Origin of the sequence: Pseudomonas sp. TH04 (assembly GCF_016651355.1) — a bacterium.
In the GTDB taxonomy this organism is placed as follows: Bacteria; Pseudomonadota; Gammaproteobacteria; order Pseudomonadales; family Pseudomonadaceae; genus Aquipseudomonas; species Aquipseudomonas fluorescens.
This window is the reverse complement of record NZ_JAEKEA010000001.1, coordinates 3607113-3628417: the sequence shown is the minus strand read 5'-3', so window position 1 is coordinate 3628417 and position 21305 is coordinate 3607113. Positions and strand designations below refer to the sequence as shown.

Here is a 21305-nt window from a genome sequence, read left to right as displayed (position 1 = left end):
TGGGAATTCCCTTTATGAAACGTTTTCTTAGCATCGCCATGGCGTTGTGCATCGGCCTGACGATGAGCCTCGACGCCAACGCCAAGCGCTTCGGTGGCGGCAAAAGCATGGGCTCGGCACCGACTCACCAGACCAGCCAAATGGCTCCCGCCGCCGGTGCCGGCGGCGCAGCGGCTACCGCAGGCGCAGCCGGTGCGGCTGGCGCGGCAGCCAAGGCCGGCGGTGCTTCGCGCTGGTTAGGCCCTCTGGCCGGTATCGCCGCCGGTGGCCTGCTCGCGTCCATGTTCATGGGCGGCGGCTTCCAGGGCATGCAGATCTTCGACATCCTGATCATGGCGGTCATCGCCTTCCTGATCTTCCGCTTTATCGCCGCCCGTCGCCGCAAGCAGCAGGAGCACATGGCTCCAGCCGGCGCGCCGATGCAGCGTGAAGTGTTCGAGCAAAAACCAGCCATGGGTTCGATCTTCGGTGGTTCGGCTGCACCGGCGGCCGCCCGTCCGGTAATCAATGCACCGGCCTGGTTCAACGAAGAGCGTTTCGTCGAAGCGGCCCGCAGCCACTTCCAGTCCCTGCAGCAACACTGGGACGCCAACGAAATGGACAAGATCTCCGAGTTCGTGACCCCGCAACTGCTGGATTTCCTCAAGCGCGAACGCGCCGACCTGGGCGACGGCTTCCAGTCGACCTACATCGACGACCTGCGTGTCCAGCTGGACGGTGTGGATGATCGCGCCGACAAGACCATCGCGACCCTGACGTTCAGTGGCGTGTCGAAGACTTCACGTTTCGACCAGGGCGAAGTGTTCAGCGAAAGCTGGAACATGGAACGCGCCCAAGGCGACAACCAGCCTTGGCTGGTCGCCGGTATCCGCCAGAACGGCTGATAGCTGCGCGTTTGAGCACTTGGTGATAAAAACCCCGGACATGTTCCGGGGTTTTCTATTTCACGGTTGCACTTATAGCGAGCTACTGTATAAAACGCCCCTATAAACCGCGCCATCTAGCAAGAGGATCCCGGCCGTGGAAGAAATCATCGAACAATTGCGTGAAGCCAACGAACCGGTCCCGGTTCCTCTGGAGCTGCCTGACGAAGACCAACTGGTGGAAATCGAAGAACAACTGTTCATCGACATCCCCTTTGTCTTCCGCGAATTCCTGCTGACCGTCAGCGACGTGGTGTATGGCAGCCTCGAGCCGGTGACCGTCACCGACCCGCAGTCCCATACCTACCTGCCGGACGTGGCCGCCAACGCCTGGGATGCCGGTGTTGACCGCAGCATGATCCCGATCTGCCAGGACGGCGACGACTACTACTGCGTCGAAGAAGACGGCACCGTGGTGCTGTGGTCCGGCGAAGAAGAACTCGTCACCGAAGAGACCTGGGAATCGGTATGGCACTGGGCGCGGGACGTCTGGCTGGAAAGCTGAGTCGCAGCGCCCGGGCCTCTAGTGCTCCGGCGTATCCTTATGGTTATCCAGCGTCTCCAGCAAGGCGACCTGCATCCGCGTATGCACGCGGATGAACCACCGCCAGAGCACGGCCGCTACCGCGGCCGTGACGACGGCAATCAGCACCAGCAACTTGTTGGTCGGCAGAATACTGGCCGACAAGGCTGCCAATAGCAGGAAAATCACCAGCAACGAGAGGATGGGGATCAGTTCGGCAATCACCCGCCGCACGCGCTGGGTATGCCGCCCGGCCATTTCCGGCTTCACGCTCATCTCCGCCAGCAACATCGACAGCGCCTTTAGTTTGCGATACGCCGCAATCAGGAACGGCAGCGACAACAGCAACGCCGCGCCCCAGATCAATGCCTTCTGCCAACTCGGATCACTGATCCAGCCTTCCAGATAACCGCCGATACGCACCGCGAAAAAGCTGCCGGTGAAGAAGATCGCCACCACCAGCGCCAGGTTGACCCCCACTTGCAGGATGATTTTGCGGATCATCGACGCCAGCATTGCACCCTCACCCTGAGGCTGGATGCTGCGCAGCCATTCGCCATACATCCCAAATACCCGGCTCATGCGCTTAGGCATCACCGAGGCAATCTTTAACGACAACGGGTCGGCACCGCGGATCAGGTAAGGCGTCAGCAAGGTGGTAATTGCCGAAACGGCAACCGCCACCGGATAGAGGAAGTCACTGGTGACCTGCAGCGTCATGCCCAGCGCAGCGATGATGAATGAAAACTCGCCAATCTGTGACAGCCCCATGCCAACCCGCAGTGAGGTGCGGCCGTCGTTGCCAGCGATAAAAGCCCCCAGGCCGCAGGACAACATCTTGCCCAGCACCACCGCAACGGTAATCACCGCGATCGGCCAGGCGTACTGCAGCAGGATTTGCGGGTCGATCATCAAACCGATGGCGACAAAGAAGATCGCACTGAACATGTCGCGAACAGGCTCGATAAGGCGCTCGATCTTAATCAACTGGCGGGACTCGGCCATGATCGCGCCGATCAGGAACGCGCCCAGCACCATGCTGTATTCCAGCTTGACCACCAGCAGGCAGAAGCCGAAACACAGGCCCAACACGGTGATCAGCAGCATCTCGTTGCTTTCGAACTTGGCCACGTAGGCCAGCAGGCGCGGCACCAGCAAAATACCGATGACCAGCGCGACGATCATGAACAGCGAGAGTTTTCCGACCGTGGAAAACACCTCGCCGGAGCTGACCGTACCACTGACGGCAATACTCGACAGCAAGGCGATAATGCCGATGCCGAGGATGTCCTCAACAATCAATACGCCAAAAATCAGCTGGGCAAACCGCTGGTTTTTCATCTTCAGGTCATTGAGTGCCTTGACGATGATGGTGGTCGAGGAGATCGCCAGGATCGCGCCGAGGAACAGCGAGTCCATGGTGTTCCAGTCGAACCAGCGGCCGATTTCGTAGCCGATCCAGATCATCAGAATGATTTCGAGGAACGCCGCTATAAACGCGGTGGCACCGACCTTGAACAACTTGCGCAGGCTGAACTCAAGGCCCAGACAGAACATCAGGAAGATCACCCCCAGCTCGGCAAGGGTCTTGATCGTGTCTTCGTCATGGATCAGGCCAAATGGCGGGGTGTGGGGGCCGATGATGAACCCGGCGACGATATACCCCAGCACCACGGGCTGCTTGAGACGATGAAACAGGACAGTCACAACCCCTGCTACCAGCATGATCACGGCCAAGTCCTGAATAAAGCTGATGGCGTGCATGGCGAGGGGCTCCTTGAGGGTACTGGCGCTTTTCCCACTTCCACTCGCACCTTTGAACAGTCGCAAAGAGCGGAAGGAAAAGTCTGCCTTGATCGTAAGAAATGCCCTGAGATGGGCGTTTGAAGGGTAACACCGCGACTTCCGGCAGAAAGCCGGTGCAATATATGGAAACAGATCGCTGCACGCGTGACGGCAAGCGACCCGCCGGCGTCCCGTTAGGGAGCGCGCTGCAAAGCGTTCAGCACCCGCAGAGGTGCCTCCCCCAACCAATGCCTACAACCCGTGAGTGTGCTATGGAACCCGGAAACGCCCAGCTGTCGATGACGGTATTGATGACCCCTGACATGGCCAACTTCTCAGGCAATGTCCACGGCGGCACCCTGCTCAAGTACCTCGACGAAGTGGCCTACGCCTGCGCGAGCCGTTACGCGGGCCGCTACGTCGTCACACTGTCGGTCGACCAGGTGATTTTTCGCGAACCGATTCATGTCGGCGAGCTGGTGACCTTCCTTGCCTCGGTCAACTACACCGGCAACACCTCGATGGAAGTGGGCATCAAGGTGGTGACCGAGAACATCCGTGAGCGTTCGGTGCGCCATACCAACAGCTGCTTTTTCACCATGGTGGCCGTCGACGACCAGCGCAAACCCGCCGCCGTACCGCCGCTGCAGCCGCAGAACAGCGAAGACAAGCGCCGGTTTGTGCAGGCCCAGCAGCGTCGGCAGATTCGCCAGGAGCTGGAAAAGCGCTATCAGGAAATCAAAGCCGACGCGCCGTAAATCCCAGGCTGTAAACCCAATCAAGCGTGAAAGCCGGGCTTGCCCGCGATGGGTTCACCTCGGTTTTCAAGTTGCACCGCGGTGATGCCAGCGCAGGCAAGCCAGCACCCACACTGGGTTTGGTGTGACTACAGACTGATCGGTGTGGCCTCGAAGCGTACCCGGGGATGGGCAATACGGTCCTGGGCGCGGACCAGTTCCAACTCGTAACTGGCGCAGGCCTGGGTTTCCAGCAGCACTTCATGCACCGCGGCGGCCGTGAACTCAAAGGCCGCCACCAAGCTGTCGCCCAACAGCACCCGCGCCAGGAACAACCCTGATGTCAGGTCGCCCACGCCCACCGGCTGGCGCGGGAACGCCAGCAACGGCCGCCGCAAGTGCCAGCTACCATCGGCAGTCACCAGCAGCATCTCAAAACCATCCGGCAACTTACCCGGGTAATCCAGGTGTTTGACCAGGACCGCCTTCGGCCCGCGTGCCAGCAATGCCTTGGCCATGCCCAGGCAGTCGAACAGCGATTGCGGCTTGCGCCCGGCAAAGCTGTCCAGTTCCAGCTGGTTGGGGCACAGGAAATCCGCCATAGCCGCCGCCTCGTCCAGCAGGAAATCACTGACTTCCTGAGGCACGATACAGCCCTTTTCCGGATGGCCCATCACCGGGTCGCACAGGTACAGGGCCTTGGGGTTGATGGCTTTAATCCGCGCCACACCGGTCAGAATCGCCCGGCCCTGGTCTGCACTGCCGAGGTAGCCGGACAGCACCGCATCGCAGTTGCCGAGCTCGCCAATGGCGGCAATGCCTTCCACCAATGCCGGAATTTGCTGCGGCGCCAACACTTCGCCCGCCCACTGGCCATACTGAGTGTGATTGGAGAATTGCACGGTGTTCAGCGGCCAGACATTCACCCCGACCCGCTGCATGGGGAACACGGCGGCGCTGTTTCCGGCGTGGCCAAAGACCACATGAGACTGGATCGCAAGCAGATGAGGTGTGCGTTTCATGCGGGAGATTTCCGTAAAGCCGTTGAAATTCTGGCCGCGCAGTATGCGACTAAACACGGCCTATACGACAGACCAGAGACACAGTTAAGCTGCTCTCACTTTGTTGGAGTTCATCGCATGCTGACCCTGGGAAACATCTTTGTGTTGATGCTGCTGGCGACTGGCGCCGCTTGGGTGTGGCACAACCACGGCCTGCGCGAGCGGGCGCTGGAGCGGGTCAAGCAGCATTGCGCCAAGCTCGATATCGAACTGCTCGACGGTGCGGTGGCTTTAAAACGCATCGGTTTTGTGAGGGATGCCAAGGGTCGTCGGCGCCTGGCACGTATCTATAACTTTGAGTTCACCGTGACCGGCGAAACCCGCCATCCCGGGACTATCACCCAGTTCGGCGCCCACAGCGCGCAGATTGAACTGGCGCCCTACCCGTTCGAGATCAAGACGCCGCTGCCCAGCGCGGAAGTGATCGAGCTAAGCCAGTGGCGCCAGGACCACGCCACCAAGACGCGTCACTGACGACAGGCGGCCAGCGCGCTCTGCAATGCGACTACGTCCTGTGGCTCGCTGAAAATCAATTCAATGCGCGAGTCGCGCCGCCATTCGCTGGGTTGCCAAGCCAGTGGGCTGTTATCCACAGCGTTGGCGCTGACCCATCCATGGCCGCTGTGGATAACCAGTTTGGCGCGGCGCCACGCAAGGCTTGTGAGCCAATGGTCCAGGCGCCCGGTGTCGAATTGCTGGCTCGGGTGCCAGCGCCACCCGATGCTCCAGCCTCCCTCTTGAGCCTGGCTCAGGCAGATGGGCAGTGTCGGATCGCTCCAGATGGCTGGCATCTGCGCCACGCCGCTGGGCACCTCAACGTTATCCACAGCGGCGCCGGCCTGGGTATGGAGGCCCGGCAACAGCGCCAGCGGCAAGTGTGCCTGGCGGGTCCAGTGCAGCGGGCAGTCGGGTAATAGGCGTTCGACGGCTTGGCGCTGCGCGGTATCCAGCGTTTCGTCCTTGTTCAACACCAGCAACCCGGCGCTGGCCAAGGCCTCGCGCTGCGCTGGCGGCAAAGGTTTGCCCGCCGCCAATGCCTGGGCATCCAGCACCAACACACAGGGCTGGACTGCCAGCACGTGTTGCCAGGGCGCCTCACGTAATTGCTTGAGCAACTGCGCGGGATGGCCCAAACCCGAGGGCTCGATAAACAACCGGTCCGGTTTAGCCTTACGCAACAAGCGGCCCAGGCCTACCTGGAACGGTGCGCCGTTCACACAGCACAAACAGCCACCGGCGACTTCACCCAAGGCAATGCCATCATCGTCCTGAGTGAGTAACGCCGCATCCAGACCAATCTGCCCGAATTCATTGATCAGTACCGCCCAGCGCTCGTTGGCCGGGCGTTGCGCCAGCAGGTGCTTGATCAGGCTGGTCTTGCCGGCGCCCAGCGGCCCGGCAATCACGTGGGTGGGAATGTTCTGCAGCATGAGGGGCATCATTCAGACCATATAGAGAGCTTGATCCTACCCGGTTATGCCAGCCAATCCAGCGTCAGGATCAACCGTCGCTCATCGGCTTTGAGTGCGGGCGAGCGATGGATCAGGCCGTGGCCTTCGTTGCCGTGCCACTTGGTGCCCTTGAGCAAGGCCACCTCGCCACAGTGGATTTGCTCAATGCGCTCAGTCGGTTCGGCATCCGGTTGGCTCAGTTTTCGGCGGTCCATCACCCCTTCGCGCAACCACTGACTACCGACTCCGGCATAGGTGGTAATCAACCGAACGGGCACATGGTCAACGTGAAAACGTGGGCACATGGCTTTGTCCAACAGCCGCAAACGCACGCCTATACGCTTGGCACCGAGCAGGCAGGCGAACGCGCTGACCAGCCACGACACATCGGCGATAAACCCTTCGTAGCCTTCAAGATCACGACAACTGGACGCCAAACCCTGCAAGTTCGGCTCAGCGTCGTCCTGGTTAAGCTCGATCACCAGGGCATCGGCCAACGGTTCATTGAGCGCCACCAGCAAGGCGCCGAACTCGGCAATATGATGGGGCAACTGGCGCTGCCATAACGCCAGATTTACGCCGTCTTCCAGGATATCGGACAGTGCCAGCGGGGTTTCACCGTGGGTCTGACGTATCACGGGACGCAGGGGAATAACCGGTGCCAACATCACGCGACCTCTTCATACCAAGGGCCAAAGGGGTCGGCCAGCAGGCGCCAACTGTCGACACCCAGGGCCATTTCTTCATCCGTGAGCAAACAGGCGTCCAGCTCGGCGCGCATCTGGCTGAAGTCGATGTTTTGCCCGATAAACACCAGTTCCTGGCGGCAATCGCCGGTGCTCAGCTGCCAGTTGCCCATGATCGCTGCCACGCTTTCTTCGTCCTGAGGCCATTGGCTTTTCGGCACAAAACGCCACCAGCGCCCAGCAAAACCATGGCGCATCAACCCTCCGGCCTGGGACCAACTGCCCGCATCCTGGTGCTTGCTGGCCAGCCAGAAAAAGCCTTTGGAGCGCAGCAGTTTGCCGTTTACCCACGGACGGTCGATGAAGTTGAAAAAGCGCTGCGGATGAAATGGCCGGCGCGCACGATAAGCCGTGGAAGCGATGCCGTATTCTTGCGTTTCCGGTACATGTTCACCGCGCAATTCCTGCAACCAGCCTGGGGCCTGGGCGGCGCGTTCGAAGTCGAAGCGGCCGGTGTTCAGGATCTTGTTCAGCGGCACCTCACCCATGACCATCGGGATGATTTCTGCCTGCGCGTTGAGGCGCTCGAGGATGGCCATCAGTTCTTCGCGCTCGCAGCTGCTGATCAGGTCGATCTTGCTGATCAGGATCACGTCGGCGAACTCGATCTGCTCGATCAACAGGTCGGTGATCGAGCGTTCATCGTCTTCGCCGAGGGTTTCGCCGCGTGAGGCCAGGCTTTCAGCGGCTTGGTAGTCGAGCAGGAAGTTCATGCCATCCACCACGGTGACCATGGTGTCCAGACGCGCGATATCGGCCAGGCTTTGCTCGTTTTCATCTCGGAAGGTGAATGTTTCGGCCACCGGCAATGGCTCGGAAATGCCAGTGGATTCGATCAACAGGTAATCAAACCGACCTTCCTTGGCGAGTTTTCCGACCTCTTCCAGCAAGTCCTCACGCAAGGTGCAGCAGATGCAGCCGTTGCTCATTTCTACCAGTTTTTCTTCGGAGCGGTTCAGGGTGACATCACGCTGAACCTCGCTGCCGTCGATATTGATTTCGCTCATGTCGTTGACGATCACCGCCACCCGCAGGTTTTCGCGGTTACGCAGGACGTAATTGAGCAGCGTGCTTTTACCGGCGCCGAGAAAACCGGACAACACGGTAACGGGGAGACGATCGGGCATCAGGTATTCCTCATCAGGGTTGGCCGGTCAAATCGCCCGTCGATGGCGTTCGCGCAGCTCTTCACGTTCTTTGGCTTCGATACACAAGGTTGCGGTGGGGCGCAGTAGCAAGCGTTGCAGACCAATCGATTCGCCGGTGTCACGGCACCAGCCGTACTCGCCGCGGGCCAGCAATTCGAGGGCGTCGTCGATCTTGTCCAACAGCTTCTTTTCCCGCTCTAACAGACGCAGTTGCCACTGGCGCTGTTCTTCGGCGCTGCCCATGTCGGCCGGGTCGCTGTTGGTTTCCTGCTCACGCAGCGCCAGGAACTCGCCCTCGATGCGCGCCTGCAGCTCAGTACGCTGGGCAAGCAGCAGTTCACGGAAGAACCGTTGCTGGGCTTCATTCATGTAGTCGGTGGGCGGTTGGGCCAGGAGGTCTTGTTCAGTCATGGGAAGCGGGTCACGGGTCAGGCTGTGTTTTTATGTTATAGTATAACAACACAAATAAGCCAATCCGACTTGCTCACCACGACGAAGGGCGCAATGCTTGAGCCCTTCCTTACCCCGAGAATCGCCATGAAACGCCTGTTGTGCGCCCTGTTATTGGCAGCGGCAGGACCTGCCTGCGCTCAACCGCCAAGCCTGTTGGCAAACTGCACGCGCAGCGCCAACCTGCTGGCCTGCGTGGACCCGCTGGGGAACGCCTACAGCGTGGCGACCGTGGGCAGCACCACGTACTTGCGAGGGTTCGAGGTGATCGGCAAACGCTACTGGGCACAAACCAACAGCCGCTATGGGCAGTTGACGTTCTTTACTGGGTTAGCGTCCGACGGAGAGGCGTGGGTCGGCTACACACGGCGCGTGGGCTGGACCACCCTCAACCGGTTTTCCAGCTCAGGTGGTGCCAGTGCCAAGTTCACGTGCAGCCGTATGACCGGCTGTTAGACCTGGCCGTTCTTCTGCTCTTGAACCCAGGCCATGTAGCTGTTCATCGGAGGGTTCTTTTCGAAGTATTTTTTCAGCCCCTCAAACAGACCATCCGCCACCGCCTTTTGATGACGCGCAGTCACCAACCGCTGGGCGTCCTGGGTATTAGAGATAAACCCGGTCTCGACCAGAATAGAGGGGACGTCCGGTGATTTAAGTACCGCAAAACCAGCTTGCTCCACGCGTTTCTGGTGCAGCGTGGTGATGCTTTGCAGGCTGCCCAACACTGAGCTGCCCAGCTGCAGGCTGGAAGCGATGGTGGCGTTCATCGACATATCGAGAATCACCCCGGCCAACATCGGGTCCTTGTCCTTGAGATTGAGCAAGGTTGTGGCACCCAGCAGGTCCGCGCCGTTTTCGCGCTGCGCCATGAAGCGCGCCGTGGCGGAAGTTGCGCCACCTTCAGACAACGCATACACCGAGGCCCCGGACGCCGTCAGTCGTGGCGCGGCGTCTGCATGCACCGAGATAAACATATCGGCCTTGTGCTGGTGGGCAATGTCCACACGCTTGCGCAGCGGCACAAAGAAGTCATCGTTGCGCACCAGTTTCACGTCAAAGCCCTTCTCACGCTTCAAACGTTTGGCCAGTAATTGGGCGATGGACAGCACCACGTCCTTTTCGCGCTGGCCCCTGGAGCCGATGGCGCCAGGGTCTTTGCCGCCGTGGCCGGGGTCAACCACCACGATGATGTCGCGCTTGGGATGTGCTTTATCGACCGGCGCAACCAGAGGCGGCGGTTCCGCTGCGATTTGGCGAGGGGCATGAGTGGCGTTGGTCAGGTCGAGCACCAGGCGATGACCTTGGCCATCCTGGGGCGGCAATAGAAAGCTGTTGAGCTGCATCGGCGTGGCCAGGTCCAGCACGATGCGTGTGTCGCCTTTGCCGAAATGCCCGGAGCGGATTGAAGTAATCCCGCTGTTCTTCAACGCCAACTGAGAAAAATCCCCCGACAGCCCGGCGCCGCTCAGATCGATGATCAACCGTTCCGGAGAGGTCAGGGAAAAGGTCTTGTATTGCACCGGGCCGCTGAGGTCGAACACCAAGCGTAATTTATCGTCCGAGCGCCACAGGCGCGCATTGCGGATCTGCGTGGCGTAGGCCCCCAAAGGCAAGGTGAACAGGGGACTGAGCAGCAGCAGGTTGAGGAGCTGACGTCTGTGCATGACATATACCGCAAATAGAGGAGCGTCCTTGCTCGACATGACTGAAGAAAGGCGGGAGCAGAAAAATCATCGTCGATTCAATAGTTATAATATAACATGTCTTTTTATTTCCAACGATGGACCTGCCCATGAATGCGCTGACTCTGCCGGATATTGCCGCGCAGGCTTCACGCCAAGCCGTGCCACTCGACTGGGTAGGCATGTGTGGCATTGCCCTGCCGATCCTCATCGACGGCCAACGCTTGAGCGCCACTGCCGATGCGGGCGTCAGCCTGGACGATGGCGAGGCCCGTGGCATTCATATGTCACGCCTGTACCTGGCCCTGGAAATGCTCGACCAACAGCCTCTGACGCCTGCGCTTCTGCGTACTCTACTTGAGCGCTTTCTTGAGAGTCATGAAGGTTTATCTAAGAACGCCTACCTGCGTATCCACACCGACTTATTGCTCAAACGCCCCGCGCTGGTCAGTCCATTAGCTGGCTGGAAAGGCTACCCGGTGTGCATCGAAGCACGCCTGGAAAACCAGATGTTCCACGTGGAACTAAAAATTGACGTTACTTACTCGTCAACCTGCCCGTGCTCGGCCGCGCTCGCCAGGCAGTTGATTCAACAGCAATTTCTCGAAGATTTCGCCAACACGCCGTTGCAGCACGAGGATGTGCTGACCTGGCTCGGCAGCGCCAATGGCATCGTCGCCACGCCTCATAGCCAACGAAGCAGCGCAGAGTTGTCGATCCAACTGGACGCCAATCAGTCCACCTTGCCGCTTACCGACCTGATCGATGATGTCGAGGCCGCCCTCGGCACTGCCGTGCAAACTGCTGTGAAACGTGCGGATGAACAAGCCTTCGCTTTGGCCAATGGGCAGAACCTGATGTTCTGCGAAGACGCCGCTCGCCGCCTGAACCTCGCCTTGAAACGCTCGGATGCCGTCAAAGCCTTCCACCTCAAAGTGATCCACGCCGAAAGCCTGCACGCGCACGATGCCGTGGCTGAAAGCCGCTGGACGAGAGACTCTGCATGATCACCTGCAACGCTTTGCGCTGGGGTGCCCCCGGGCAACCGCTCACACCGGCGCTGGATTTGACGCTGGAAAAAGGCAGCCTCACCGGCATCATCGGCGCCAACGGCACAGGCAAGAGCAGCCTGCTCAAAGTCATTGCCGGCCTGCAAAAACCGTTGGCAGGCACTGTCAGCGTGGAGGTTCCACGCCGTGGCGGCTTGTCATTCCTGCCGCAGCAGCAACACCTGGACCGGCAGTTTCCGATCAGCCTGCAAGCGCTGGTCGCCGCCGGTTTCTGGGGCACCAAACTCACCCCGGAACAACGCAGCCAACGCCTGCAAGCGGTGCTGGAAGAATGGTGCCTCAGTGGTTTGGAACACCGCCCATTGATGGCGCTGTCCGGCGGCGAACTGCAACGTGCCCTGCTCGCGCGCATGAGCCTGGCCGAAGCGCCGGTCCTGCTACTCGACGAACCTCACGCCGCCCTCGACGAAGAAGGCCAGGCACTCTGCTGGAAACACATCCACGCCTGGCACGACGCAGGCCGCACGCTGATCGTCGTCTGTCATGACTTGGCGTCGGTGCGTCAGCACACCCAGCAAGTGGTGCAGATCAAAAGCACCGGCTGCCTGTTCGGGCCCAGCAAAGAGCTGATCCGCCCGCAACCGCACATGCAGGTGGCTTGATGCACTTCACCGCCCACCTGTGGATGCCGTTCCTCGACTTCGTATTTATGCGCCGCGCGCTCATCGGCGGGCTGGTGCTTGCGTGCAGCACCGCGCCGCTGGGCGTGTTCCTGATCCTGCGCCGCATGAGCCTGATCGGTGACGCCGTTGCCCATGGCATCCTGCCCGGCGCCGCACTGGGCTTCTGGTTCGCCGGCCTCAGCCTGCCCGCCCTGACCATCGGCGGCCTTGGCGCAGGCCTGAGCATGGCCGGCGTGTCAGCCTGGATCACCCGCCGTACCGGCCTGCGCGAAGACGCCAGCCTCGCCGCCATTTATCCCATCTCCCTGGCAGCGGGCGTGCTGATCCTGGGCATCGCCGGCAAGCGTCTGGACCTCTTGCACCTGCTGTTCGGCTCAGCCCTGGCAGTGGATGAGACCACCCTGACCGGCATGCTCTGGGTGTCCGGCTTCAGCCTGATCGCCATGGCGCTGATCTACAAACCGCTGCTGCTGGACACTCTTGACCCGCTGTTCCTGCAAACCGTCAGCCGCCTGGGCCCACTCGCCCACGGCTTATTTCTGACGTTGGTGGTGCTGAACCTGGTGATTGGTTTCCAGGCCATCGGCGCGTTAATGGTGGTGGGTTTGATGATGTTGCCGGCCATTGCTTCACGCTTCTGGAGCCGGCGCCTGCCGGTGTTGATCGCGGTATCGGCAGTGCTGGGATGCCTGTCGGTGTGGTTGGGTTTGTTGCTGTCGTTCTACTACTCGCTACCCAGCGGCCCGGCGATTGTGCTGGTGGCTGGCGGCGGGTATTTGCTGTCCGTGGTCTTCGGTCCGGTGCACGGCTTGCTGCGCCGCCCGCCCTTGCTTACATCCCAATGAGGTGTTTTCCGATGCGCGCTCTACTCGTGCTGTTCAGCATTCTGCTGCCATTGTCGATGGCTCAGGCCGCCGACAAACTTCAAGTGGTTACCAGCTTCAGCATTCTCGATGACATCACCCACCAGATCGGTGGCGAGCACATCCAGATCAGCAACATGGTCGGCCCGGACGCCGACGCCCATACCTACGAACCGACACCGGATGACGCCAAGGCGCTGCTCAAGGCCAAGGTCATCATCAAGAACGGCCTCGGCTTCGAACCCTGGCTGGACCGCCTGGTCACCAGCACCGAAACCAAAGCCACTGTGGTCACCGCCAGCAAAGGCGTGATCTCCCACACCATGGAAGAAGACGGCGAAACCATTCCCGATCCGCACGCCTGGCACAACCTGGCCAACGCCGAAATCTATGTGAACAACATCACCAAGGCGCTGGTGGCCGCTGACCCGGCCAACAAGGCCGACTACCTGCGCAACAGCCAAGCGTACCTGAAAGAAATCTACCGCCTGCTGGCCGAAGCCAAAACCAAGTTCGGTGCATTGCCGCCTGGCAACCGCCGCATCATTACCTCCCATGATGCCTTCGGTTACCTGGGCCAGGCCTACGGCATCCAGTTCCTGGCGCCACAAGGGCTGTCGACCGAGCGTGAACCCTCAGCGGCCGAAGTCGCTGCGCTGATCACCCAGATCCGCAAGGACAAGGTCAAAGCCGTGTTCATGGAAAACATCAAGGACTCGCGCCTGCTCAAGCAAATCGCTGACGAAAGCGGCGCGCAGATCGGCGGCACGCTGTACTCCGACGCCCTCGCTGCCGAAGGCCCGGCCAGCACCTTCACCGGTCTGTTCGAGTACAACCTCAACACCCTGTGCGCCGCCCTGAGCAAGCCATGACCTTGAGCATGCGCGACCTGGAAGGGGCTGCCATTGGCAGCCGCTTTCCACTCGAGCCGGTACTCAACGCCCTGCCGTGGAACAGCGATGGCCTGATTGCCGCCATCGTCCAGCAACACGGCAGCGGCCAGGTGTTGATGCTGGCCTGGATGAACCGCCAGGCCCTCGATGAAACCCTGGCCACAGGGCAGGTCTGCTACTGGTCGCGCTCGCGCCAGCAACTATGGCGCAAAGGCGAAAGCTCCGGCCACTGGCAACAGTTGGTCGAAGCGCGGCTGGATTGCGATGGCGACGCCGTGCTGCTGATTGTCGACCAGCAAGGCCCGGCCTACCACACCGGCCGGCCCACCTGCTTCTACAACGCCATCGATGGCGCCTACGTTCATATCATTACGGAGCCCGCTGCATGATCCGCAAGAACCCCTCCGGCGATCTGCCGGTGATTGCCGAATCAGCCTACGTCGACAAAACCGCCATCATTTGCGGCAAGGTCATCATCGGCGAGAACGTGTTCGTCGGTCCCTACGCCGTCATCCGCGCCGACGAAGTCGACGCCAGCGGTGCCATGGACCCCATCACCATCGGTGCCAACTCCAATATCCAGGACGGCGTGGTCATCCACTCCAAATCCGGGGCGGCGGTGACCATCGGCGAGTTCACCTCTATCGCGCACCGCTCCATCGTCCACGGCCCCTGCTCCGTCGGCGACCGCGTCTTCATTGGTTTCAACAGCGTGCTGTTCAACTGCGCCGTCGGTGATGGCTGCGTGGTGCGCCATAACTCGGTGGTCGACGGCCGTGACTTGCCCGCCGACTTCTATGTGCCCTCCACCACCCGCATCGGCCCGAACACCGACCTGTCGCAATTCCCGCCGGTGAGTGTCAGTGCCTCGGAGTTTTCCGAAGACGTGGCGCGCACCAACGTCGATCTGGTGCGCGGTTACAAAGCCCTGCAAAACGAGTTCTGAACCATGAGCCGCCTGCTGATTCGCAATGCCCGCCTGGTGAATGAAGGCCAGTTATTCGACGCTGATGTACTGGTCGCCAATGGCCGTATCGAGAAGATCGCTACCAGCCTTGAAGGCTACAACGAACCGGTAGAAATCGACGCCCAAGGCCAATGGCTGCTGCCGGGAATGATTGATGACCAGGTGCACTTTCGCGAACCCGGCGCGCCCGAAAAAGGCAGTTTCTATAGCGAATCCCGCGCCGCAGTGGCGGGTGGCATTACCAGCTTCATGGACATGCCCAACACCCACCCCGCCACACTTAACCTGGAGGCCCTGGCCGATAAAAAGCGCCGCGCCGCGCTGCACTCAGTGGCCAACTACGGCTTTCACTTTGGGGTCAGCAACGACAACCTCGACACGGTCGCCGCCCTGGACCCACGCGAAGTGGCCGGGGTGAAAGTGTTCATGGGCGCCTCCACCGGCAACATGCTGGTGGACGACCCACGGATTCTGGAGCGACTGTTTGCCGAAGTCCCCACCCTCCTGCTTGCTCACTGCGAACACACACCCAGCATCCTGGCCAACGAGCAACGCCTGCGCGAGCGCTTCGGCGAACATATTCCCGCGGTTGCCCACCCGCTGATCCGGGATGCCGAAGCCTGCTATCGCTCATCATCGTTTGCAGTGGAACTGGCCAAGCGTCACGGCACCCGCCTGCACGTGTTGCACCTGACCAGCGCCATCGAGTTGGCGCTGTTCGACGACATTCCCCTTGCCGAAAAGCGCATCACCGCCGAAGTCTGCCTGCACCATCTGCTGTTCGATGACCACGACTATCACCGCCTCGGCCACCAGATCAAATGCAACCCGGCGATCAAGACCCGCGCCGACCGCGACGCCCTGCGCCGTGCCTTGCTGACTGATCGTCTGGATGTAATTGGCAGTGACCATGCGCCACACACCTGGGCGCAAAAACAGTTGAGCTACCGCGAAGCGCCGTCCGGGCTGCCGTTGGTGCAGCACGCGTTGCCGGCGTTATTGGAGTTGGTTGCGGACGGGCTCTTGCCCCTGCCTACCCTGGTGGCCAAGACCAGTCACCGGGTAGCCGACCTGTTCGCCATTCCCGATCGCGGCTACTTGCGCGAAGGCTATTGGGCAGACCTGGTGCTGATCAAACCTGAGCCCGAAGGCAGACCCGTCAACAGCCAGCCCATTCTCGCGCGCTGCGGTTGGACGCCCTTCGCCGAGCGCAGCTTTCGCCACAGCGTCAGCACCACGCTGGTGTCAGGCCACCTGGCGTGGCACAACGGCCAGGTGGTCGACAGTTGCCAGGGCTTGCCCCTGCTCTTTCTGCGTTAAGCGCGGGGTTTGACCGTACCGCAATCGTTACCCAGCCACTGAGCGTGGGTGTCCAGGCTGCCCTTCTGCTGAACGCCGGTGGCATTGAAAGTGCCGTTGACGGTCGTGGTGAACTCCTGCTGGCTCTGGAACGTCGCTACACCGGTGCCCTGGGCTTTCGGGCAGCTGAAACGAAACTTCCATTGGTTGCCGGTCTTGTCGGTCACTTGCTGTTTACAACCCGATTGCGGGTCCGTCAGCGGGATTGAGTCAGAGGCAACCTGGGCCGGCGTGAGGCACACCTGCACGCCTTTACCGGCCATGGTGATGCCCTGTTTTTCGAGCATCGCGCGCTGTTCAGGGGTCATCTGTTGTTTGAGCTGACCGAGGATCAGCGACAGGTCGGGCAAGTCCTGGTTATCCACTTTCATATTACTGGTGGTCAATTCCCACAAGCCCGGCGCCAACATCTGCGCCTGAGCCGCCACGGGCAGCGACAATCCAACAACCATGGCCAAACCAAGCAGGCGAGCATTCATCGGGTAACTCCTGGATAATTGTGGGCGTTAGACGCCGCAAAGCTGCCAGTGTTGCACGACAAATAAAATAGCGACATTCACCGTCGAACATGGTCTGTTAGGCACTTGATTGCCTGGAGTTACGTCGTTCATGGATTTTTTTGGCCCGCACTTGCTCGCCTACTTCATTGCCACGCTGCACTTTCTCGGGACTCTGGCCGCGATTCACGCGGTGCTGACCGTCAGGACCGCCCAAGGCTCAATCGCTTGGGCCCTGTCGCTGATGTTCATGCCTTACCTGACGCTGATTCCGTACCTGATTTTTGGTCGCAGCACCTTCGACGCTTATATCCAGGCGCGTCGCCAGGCCAACCAGGAAATGCACACCGCCATCACCGCGCTGAACTGGCGCCCCTGGGTCGATGAAGCGCTCGCCGCACGCAACTCCGATGCCTATGCGTCCCTGCGTGCCATGCCCAAACTTGGCCGCATGCCATGCCTGGCCAATAACGAAGTACGCTTGCTGATCAATGGCGAGGCGACTTTCAGCGCAATCTTCGACGCTATCCGCACGGCCAAAACGGCGGTGCTGTTCCAGTTTTTCATCATCCATGACGACGAACTCGGCCGCCAACTGCACACCTTGCTCAAGGAGAAGGCCGCCGAAGGCGTAGACATCCACGTGCTCTACGACCGCATCGGCAGCCACGCCCTGCCCTCTCGCTACGTGCAATCGCTGCGCGACGCCGGCGTCAAGGTCAAAGCATTCGCCACCCGCAGCGGCTGGCTCAACCGCTTCCAGGTCAACTTCCGCAACCATCGCAAGATCGTGGTAGTGGACGGCGTTACCGGATTTGTCGGCGGGCATAACGTCGGCGATGAGTACCTGGGCAAAAAGCCGCCGTTGGCGCCATGGCGCGATACCCATGTACAGGTCACCGGCCCGGTCGTGGCCTGCCTGCAGGAATCGTTTGCCGAAGACTGGTTCTGGGCCGCGCGCGAGTTGCCGCCACTGATCCTGCCGGACACTTACCCTGAAGACGGCGTGCTCTGCCAACTGCTCGCCAGTGGCCCGGCTGACCCGTATGAAACCTGCTCGCTGTTTTTCGTCGAAGCGATCCATGCCGCGACCGAGCGGGTGTGGATCACCAGCCCCTATTTCGTGCCCGACGAAGCCGTATTCGCCGCCCTGCGCCTGGCGGTGTTACGCGGGGTGGATGTGCGCCTGCTGCTGCCGTCGCGGCCCGATCACCGCATTGTGTATGCCGCCTCCAGCCTCTACGCCATCGAAGCGGTGCGCGCCGGTGTGCGGGTATTCCGCTATAAGCCGGGCTTCCTGCATCAAAAAGTGGTGTTGGTGGACAGCGAAATCAGCGCCATCGGCAGCGCGAACATGGACAACCGTTCGTTCCGGCTTAATTTCGAAGTGATGCTGCTGACCGTGGACGAGGCGTTTGCCAGCGAAGTGGAACAGATGCTGCTGGACGACTTCGCCGTCGCCCACGAAGTCAGCCAGGAAGAAAGCCGCGAAACCCGCCGCCTGCAACAACTGGGCATGCGAGTCGCGCGGCTTATTTCACCGATTCTCTGACAGCCAACACAGAACACATTTACATCTTCTGGGTCTTCGCAGCACTGTTTCAGCGGTAGATATCTTCCCGCGTCCACGGCAATTCATGGCTGCCATCGGCATGAGGTTTTACTGCCAGGATCTGATGCAGGTTGATCCAGCCACGGGCGAACGCATAGGCACAACCGGCCAGGTACAGCCGCCAAATACGCAACGCTTGCTCCGGCACCATCTTCGCCGCCGCTTCAAGGTTGTCTTCCAGCCGCTCGCTCCAATGGTCCAGCGTGCGCGCGTAATGCAGGCGCAGGCTCTCGACGTCGACCACTTCCAGCCCGACTTCACTGATTTCGGCAGTCATCATCGCCAGATGGGGCAACTCACCGTTGGGGAACACGTAACGCTCGATAAAATCCCCGGCGCCACGGCCGACAGGTCGACCATCCGTGTGCTTGGCAGTGATGCCGTGGTTCATCACCAGGCCGCCTTCACGCACCGCACCAAACAGGGTTTGGCAGTATTGCGCCAGGTTGGCATGGCCAACGTGTTCGAACATGCCCACGCTGACCACTTTGTCGAAACGACCGTCTTGGGGTAGGTCGCGATAGTCGAGCAATTGCAGGTCCACCTGGTCTTCCAGGCCATCCGCTTTGACGCGTTCCCGGGCCAGTGCCAACTGCTCCTTGCTCAGGGTGATACCAAACACTTTGACCCCGAATTCCCGCGCCGCAAAACGCGCCAGCCCGCCCCAGCCACAGCCCACATCCAGCAAATACTCACCCGGTTGCAAGCGCAGCTTGCGGCACAAGTGGCGAAATTTGTCTTGTTGAGCCTGGTCGATGGATTCACTGCCGGTTTCAAAGTAGCCGCAGGAGTACGCCATGTCCTGGTCCAGCCAAAGTTGGTAGAACTCGTTGGACAGGTCGTAATGGTAGGAAATGGCGGCTGCGTCGGTCGCCTTGTCGTGGATCGAGCGCACCGGATGACTTTCCAGGTCGTCTTCGATCAGCGCGTGACTCAACTCGTCACAGACCCGAATGACCTCGGTGATGGAACCCTCAAGCTCCAGTTTGCCTTCGACGAACGCTTCACCCAATGAGTCGAGCGTTGGATGGGTCAGCATGGAAACCGCTGTGGGGTCCTTCACCACGATGGTCACACTGGGCTCAGGGCCCAAGTTGAATTCATGGCCATCCCAGAGTCGAAGACGAAGCGGTAGCTTTAGATTCTGTAAGGCCGGTGGAAGTGGCGCGAGCATGAGTAGTCCCCCCTTGTTTCAGACGTCTGGAATGAGGGTAGACCATCCAAAGACAAAGTAGGGGGCTATCGAATCGATAGCGCCGCTCTACTGCGCCCGAAACTCGAGCAAACCGTCTTGGACCCACTGTTTCAGCCACGTCACCGCTTGCAGCGCTGCACCCTCTTTATAAGTGACTGCCAACTCTGCGCACAGTTCTGAAAAGCGCCAGCCGGTGGCGACCATGCCTGCCAGTGCGCAGGCTTCAGCGGGTTCCAGGCTGCGGTAGTGGCACACGTTCTGGTGGCGCCATACCAGGCAAATCTGCGCGACCTCCAGTGCATGGCTGTCGGGGAAGTCCGACTCATCCTTACTCGCTCGCCAAATCGCCACGGTATTGAACTGGCAGAGCATCTGCTGCACGCAAGGCGCCAGGGCTACCTGCAAACCCGGCCAGGCTTCGGGTGGCAGTTGCGCCATATCATTCAGGGTCAGCGGCTCACCCTGCGGCGCATCAAACGCCAGGGTAAAGGCCCACTCCAACCGCGCCAGTTCAGCCAGCGGGGCGCTCTGCTCAGCCACCAGGTGCTCAACAATGAACGCCGGGAACCGCTCACCCAACCAACGCAGGCTGTAATGAGCGGACGGATAACGTCGCACATAGGCCTGTGTCAATAACGCGAACTCATCATCCCCCAGCCAATACCAGATGGCGCCGAAATCATGGCGCAACACTTCCTGCAACCGCGACACGTAGGCGTTGTGATAAATCGCCAGCCCCGTGTCGACATCCAGGGTCGGGCCACCGAGCAAAGTGGCGGCGAAACCCCGGTTGTCCACCGTCGTTTCGGATAGCAGATGCTGCTCAAAGGCCAACTGCCAATCGGTCAGGCGCATAGCGACCTCCGGGCCAGCGCGGTAGCCCCCAGTTCACGGGCCTTGCTCAGCTCGGCAAGCAGTTCTTCGAACGGTGGGAAATGATCATCGCGCTCCAACAGCGTCGACACCGGCCCCAAATGCTCAAGTGTCTGTTGATAGAGCGCCCACACCGGATCGCACACCGGATGGTCATGGGTATCGACCACATAATCGCCGTAGTCCATATGCCCGGCCAAATGCAGTTGGCGAATACTCTCGGGCGGCAGGCTGCGGATAAACGTCCACGCATCGAACCCGTGATTGCGCGAACTGACACACACATTGTTGACGTCCAGCAGCAACTGGCACCCAGTGAGGTGCGCCAAGGCATTGAGGAATTCCCACTCAGTGAATTCGTCCGCCTTGGAGCGTACATAGCTGGAGACATTTTCCAGCACCAACGGACGCTGCAACACGTCCTGCACTTGGCGCACACGGCCGGCCACGTGGTAGAGACTTTCTTCGGTGTAAGGCAATGGCAGCAAATCGTGCAACTGATGCGCGCTACCGCGACTCCAGCACAAGTGATCGGAAATCCACGCGGGTTGAATGCGCTCGGCGAGCTGTTTGATGTGTTTCAGGTAATCGGTATCGAGGGCATGGGGCCCACCGATGGACAGGGACACACCGTGCATCACCAGGGGATAGCGCTCGGCTATCGCGTCCAGGTAGTACAAGGCTTTGCCGCCCTGGACCAGATAATTCTCGGAGATCACTTCGAACCAATCCACGGCCGGCGACTGTTCAAGGATCTGCTGGTAATACTCACTGCGTAAACCCAGGCCGTAGCCCAGATTGGGAAAGGAAGCGGACATACGACAACTCCTGGGCAAAGTGTCCGCAG

Annotated in this window: 24 protein-coding genes; 13 read left to right on the top strand and 11 right to left on the bottom strand. The window is 60.4% G+C overall.

Annotated features, from left to right (window positions below; genetic code table 11):
* The first annotated feature begins 14 nt into the window (after nucleotides 1-14).
* Both JFT85_RS16200 and JFT85_RS16195 read left to right on the top strand, forming a co-directional pair.
* Nucleotides 15-884, top strand: a complete 870-nt coding sequence (locus JFT85_RS16200) for a Tim44 domain-containing protein (RefSeq protein ID WP_053258730.1) — start codon at nucleotides 15-17, stop codon at nucleotides 882-884.
* 136 nt (nucleotides 885-1020) lie between these two features.
* On the top strand, nucleotides 1021-1428 hold the full coding sequence (locus JFT85_RS16195) for an SMI1/KNR4 family protein (RefSeq protein WP_017739032.1): 408 nt from the start codon (nucleotides 1021-1023) through the stop codon (nucleotides 1426-1428).
* Nucleotides 1429-1446: 18 nt separating this feature from the next.
* Here the strand turns inward: JFT85_RS16195 and JFT85_RS16190 are convergent, their stop codons facing one another.
* Nucleotides 1447-3210 carry a cation:proton antiporter gene (locus JFT85_RS16190; protein ID WP_053258731.1) on the bottom strand — a complete coding sequence of 588 codons (1764 nt, stop codon included), beginning with the start codon at nucleotides 3208-3210 and terminating at the stop codon, nucleotides 1447-1449.
* 293 nt (nucleotides 3211-3503) lie between these two features.
* Here JFT85_RS16190 and JFT85_RS16185 point away from each other — a divergent pair, with 293 nt between their 5' ends.
* A complete protein-coding gene (locus JFT85_RS16185) occupies nucleotides 3504-3989 on the top strand; it encodes an acyl-CoA thioesterase (protein ID WP_053258732.1) in 486 nt (161 codons plus the stop codon).
* Between the two features lie 128 nt (nucleotides 3990-4117).
* On the opposite strand, the gene pdxY is transcribed toward JFT85_RS16185, so the two are convergent.
* On the bottom strand, nucleotides 4118-4990 hold the full coding sequence (gene pdxY / locus JFT85_RS16180) for a pyridoxal kinase PdxY (protein ID WP_069552820.1): 873 nt from the start codon (nucleotides 4988-4990) through the stop codon (nucleotides 4118-4120).
* A gap of 117 nt (nucleotides 4991-5107) precedes the next feature.
* Between pdxY and JFT85_RS16175 the strand changes: the two genes are divergently transcribed.
* Entirely contained in the window at nucleotides 5108-5503 is a 396-nt protein-coding gene (locus JFT85_RS16175; RefSeq protein WP_053258734.1) for a DUF3301 domain-containing protein, read from the top strand.
* On the opposite strand, the gene JFT85_RS16170 is transcribed toward JFT85_RS16175, so the two are convergent.
* The 4 genes from JFT85_RS16170 to dksA are packed head-to-tail and all read right to left on the bottom strand — an operon-like array spanning nucleotide 5497 to nucleotide 8785.
* Entirely contained in the window at nucleotides 5497-6459 is a 963-nt protein-coding gene (locus JFT85_RS16170) for a CobW family GTP-binding protein (protein ID WP_201230131.1), read from the bottom strand. The genes JFT85_RS16175 and JFT85_RS16170 overlap by 7 nt on opposite strands.
* Nucleotides 6460-6503: 44 nt before the next feature.
* Nucleotides 6504-7148: a DUF1826 domain-containing protein gene (locus tag JFT85_RS16165; RefSeq protein ID WP_053258736.1), complete on the bottom strand. Its 645-nt coding sequence runs from the start codon at nucleotides 7146-7148 to the stop codon at nucleotides 6504-6506.
* Entirely contained in the window at nucleotides 7148-8353 is a 1206-nt protein-coding gene (gene zigA / locus JFT85_RS16160; protein WP_053258737.1) for a zinc metallochaperone GTPase ZigA, read from the bottom strand. Before zigA ends, JFT85_RS16165 begins: the two co-directional genes overlap by 1 nt.
* 27 nt (nucleotides 8354-8380) lie before the next feature.
* On the bottom strand, nucleotides 8381-8785 hold the full coding sequence (gene dksA / locus JFT85_RS16155) for an RNA polymerase-binding protein DksA (RefSeq protein ID WP_201230129.1): 405 nt from the start codon (nucleotides 8783-8785) through the stop codon (nucleotides 8381-8383).
* Nucleotides 8786-8911: 126 nt separating this feature from the next.
* On the opposite strand from dksA, the gene JFT85_RS16150 reads away from it, so the two are divergent.
* Nucleotides 8912-9280, top strand: coding sequence for a hypothetical protein (locus JFT85_RS16150; protein ID WP_053258739.1), 369 nt, complete (start codon nucleotides 8912-8914; stop codon nucleotides 9278-9280).
* Here the strand turns inward: JFT85_RS16150 and JFT85_RS16145 are convergent.
* The gene (locus JFT85_RS16145) at nucleotides 9277-10488 is read right to left on the bottom strand and encodes an N-acetylmuramoyl-L-alanine amidase (RefSeq protein WP_053258740.1); all 1212 of its coding nucleotides are present in this window, start codon (nucleotides 10486-10488) and stop codon (nucleotides 9277-9279) included. The genes JFT85_RS16150 and JFT85_RS16145 overlap by 4 nt on opposite strands.
* Nucleotides 10489-10616: 128 nt before the next feature.
* On the opposite strand from JFT85_RS16145, the gene folE2 reads away from it, so the two are divergent.
* Genes folE2 through JFT85_RS16110 form a run of 7 tightly spaced genes read left to right on the top strand, consistent with a single transcriptional unit; the run spans nucleotide 10617 to nucleotide 16242 of the window.
* Nucleotides 10617-11513, top strand: a complete 897-nt coding sequence (gene folE2 / locus JFT85_RS16140) for a GTP cyclohydrolase FolE2 (protein WP_053258741.1) — start codon at nucleotides 10617-10619, stop codon at nucleotides 11511-11513.
* Nucleotides 11510-12178 (top strand): metal ABC transporter ATP-binding protein, encoded by a 669-nt coding sequence (locus JFT85_RS16135; RefSeq protein WP_069552823.1) that lies wholly within the window; start codon nucleotides 11510-11512, stop codon nucleotides 12176-12178. Before folE2 ends, JFT85_RS16135 begins: the two co-directional genes overlap by 4 nt.
* The gene (locus JFT85_RS16130) at nucleotides 12178-13044 is read left to right on the top strand and encodes a metal ABC transporter permease (protein WP_069552824.1); all 867 of its coding nucleotides are present in this window, start codon (nucleotides 12178-12180) and stop codon (nucleotides 13042-13044) included. The genes JFT85_RS16135 and JFT85_RS16130 overlap by 1 nt, the downstream gene beginning before the upstream one ends.
* An 11-nt stretch (nucleotides 13045-13055) precedes the next feature.
* Entirely contained in the window at nucleotides 13056-13934 is an 879-nt protein-coding gene (locus JFT85_RS16125; protein ID WP_201230121.1) for a metal ABC transporter substrate-binding protein, read from the top strand.
* Entirely contained in the window at nucleotides 13931-14344 is a 414-nt protein-coding gene (gene hisI / locus JFT85_RS16120) for a phosphoribosyl-AMP cyclohydrolase (RefSeq protein WP_201230119.1), read from the top strand. Before JFT85_RS16125 ends, hisI begins: the two co-directional genes overlap by 4 nt.
* Nucleotides 14341-14901: a gamma carbonic anhydrase family protein gene (locus JFT85_RS16115; protein ID WP_069552826.1), complete on the top strand. Its 561-nt coding sequence runs from the start codon at nucleotides 14341-14343 to the stop codon at nucleotides 14899-14901. Before hisI ends, JFT85_RS16115 begins: the two co-directional genes overlap by 4 nt.
* Before the next feature lie 3 nt (nucleotides 14902-14904).
* Nucleotides 14905-16242, top strand: coding sequence for a dihydroorotase (locus tag JFT85_RS16110; protein ID WP_201230117.1), 1338 nt, complete (start codon nucleotides 14905-14907; stop codon nucleotides 16240-16242).
* On the opposite strand, the gene JFT85_RS16105 is transcribed toward JFT85_RS16110, so the two are convergent.
* Nucleotides 16239-16760, bottom strand: a complete 522-nt coding sequence (locus tag JFT85_RS16105) for a DUF3617 domain-containing protein (protein ID WP_053258748.1) — start codon at nucleotides 16758-16760, stop codon at nucleotides 16239-16241. The genes JFT85_RS16110 and JFT85_RS16105 overlap by 4 nt on opposite strands.
* 130 nt (nucleotides 16761-16890) lie before the next feature.
* Here JFT85_RS16105 and cls point away from each other — a divergent pair, with 130 nt between their 5' ends.
* Entirely contained in the window at nucleotides 16891-18330 is a 1440-nt protein-coding gene (gene cls / locus JFT85_RS16100) for a cardiolipin synthase (RefSeq protein ID WP_201230115.1), read from the top strand.
* A gap of 49 nt (nucleotides 18331-18379) precedes the next feature.
* Here the strand turns inward: cls and cfaB are convergent, their stop codons facing one another.
* From cfaB to bufB, 3 genes are all read right to left on the bottom strand, one after another.
* On the bottom strand, nucleotides 18380-19564 hold the full coding sequence (cfaB, locus tag JFT85_RS16095; RefSeq protein WP_053258750.1) for a C17 cyclopropane fatty acid synthase CfaB: 1185 nt from the start codon (nucleotides 19562-19564) through the stop codon (nucleotides 18380-18382).
* A gap of 87 nt (nucleotides 19565-19651) precedes the next feature.
* Nucleotides 19652-20440, bottom strand: a complete 789-nt coding sequence (locus JFT85_RS16090) for an HvfC/BufC N-terminal domain-containing protein (RefSeq protein WP_201230113.1) — start codon at nucleotides 20438-20440, stop codon at nucleotides 19652-19654.
* Nucleotides 20431-21276, bottom strand: coding sequence for an MNIO family bufferin maturase (gene bufB / locus JFT85_RS16085; protein ID WP_201230111.1), 846 nt, complete (start codon nucleotides 21274-21276; stop codon nucleotides 20431-20433). Before bufB ends, JFT85_RS16090 begins: the two co-directional genes overlap by 10 nt.
* Between the last annotated feature and the right edge of the window lie 29 nt (nucleotides 21277-21305).

Bases quoted from the DNA above. Each gene is read 5' to 3' on its own strand.
- JFT85_RS16200 (WP_053258730.1), top strand. From the start codon at position 15: ATGAAACGTTTTCTTAGCATCGCCATGGCGTTGTGCATCGGCCTGACG.
- JFT85_RS16190 (WP_053258731.1), bottom strand. From the start codon at position 3,210: ATGCACGCCATCAGCTTTATTCAGGACTTGGCCGTGATCATGCTGGTA.
- JFT85_RS16185 (WP_053258732.1), top strand. From the start codon at position 3,504: ATGGAACCCGGAAACGCCCAGCTGTCGATGACGGTATTGATGACCCCT.
- pdxY (WP_069552820.1), bottom strand. From the start codon at position 4,990: ATGAAACGCACACCTCATCTGCTTGCGATCCAGTCTCATGTGGTCTTT.
- JFT85_RS16175 (WP_053258734.1), top strand. From the start codon at position 5,108: ATGCTGACCCTGGGAAACATCTTTGTGTTGATGCTGCTGGCGACTGGC.
- JFT85_RS16170 (WP_201230131.1), bottom strand. From the start codon at position 6,459: ATGCTGCAGAACATTCCCACCCACGTGATTGCCGGGCCGCTGGGCGCC.
- JFT85_RS16165 (WP_053258736.1), bottom strand. From the start codon at position 7,148: ATGTTGGCACCGGTTATTCCCCTGCGTCCCGTGATACGTCAGACCCAC.
- zigA (WP_053258737.1), bottom strand. From the start codon at position 8,353: ATGCCCGATCGTCTCCCCGTTACCGTGTTGTCCGGTTTTCTCGGCGCC.
- dksA (WP_201230129.1), bottom strand. From the start codon at position 8,785: ATGACTGAACAAGACCTCCTGGCCCAACCGCCCACCGACTACATGAAT.
- JFT85_RS16150 (WP_053258739.1), top strand. From the start codon at position 8,912: ATGAAACGCCTGTTGTGCGCCCTGTTATTGGCAGCGGCAGGACCTGCC.
- JFT85_RS16145 (WP_053258740.1), bottom strand. From the start codon at position 10,488: ATGCACAGACGTCAGCTCCTCAACCTGCTGCTGCTCAGTCCCCTGTTC.
- folE2 (WP_053258741.1), top strand. From the start codon at position 10,617: ATGAATGCGCTGACTCTGCCGGATATTGCCGCGCAGGCTTCACGCCAA.
- JFT85_RS16135 (WP_069552823.1), top strand. From the start codon at position 11,510: ATGATCACCTGCAACGCTTTGCGCTGGGGTGCCCCCGGGCAACCGCTC.
- JFT85_RS16130 (WP_069552824.1), top strand. From the start codon at position 12,178: ATGCACTTCACCGCCCACCTGTGGATGCCGTTCCTCGACTTCGTATTT.
- JFT85_RS16125 (WP_201230121.1), top strand. From the start codon at position 13,056: ATGCGCGCTCTACTCGTGCTGTTCAGCATTCTGCTGCCATTGTCGATG.
- hisI (WP_201230119.1), top strand. From the start codon at position 13,931: ATGACCTTGAGCATGCGCGACCTGGAAGGGGCTGCCATTGGCAGCCGC.
- JFT85_RS16115 (WP_069552826.1), top strand. From the start codon at position 14,341: ATGATCCGCAAGAACCCCTCCGGCGATCTGCCGGTGATTGCCGAATCA.
- JFT85_RS16110 (WP_201230117.1), top strand. From the start codon at position 14,905: ATGAGCCGCCTGCTGATTCGCAATGCCCGCCTGGTGAATGAAGGCCAG.
- JFT85_RS16105 (WP_053258748.1), bottom strand. From the start codon at position 16,760: ATGAATGCTCGCCTGCTTGGTTTGGCCATGGTTGTTGGATTGTCGCTG.
- cls (WP_201230115.1), top strand. From the start codon at position 16,891: ATGGATTTTTTTGGCCCGCACTTGCTCGCCTACTTCATTGCCACGCTG.
- cfaB (WP_053258750.1), bottom strand. From the start codon at position 19,564: ATGCTCGCGCCACTTCCACCGGCCTTACAGAATCTAAAGCTACCGCTT.
- JFT85_RS16090 (WP_201230113.1), bottom strand. From the start codon at position 20,440: ATGCGCCTGACCGATTGGCAGTTGGCCTTTGAGCAGCATCTGCTATCC.
- bufB (WP_201230111.1), bottom strand. From the start codon at position 21,276: ATGTCCGCTTCCTTTCCCAATCTGGGCTACGGCCTGGGTTTACGCAGT.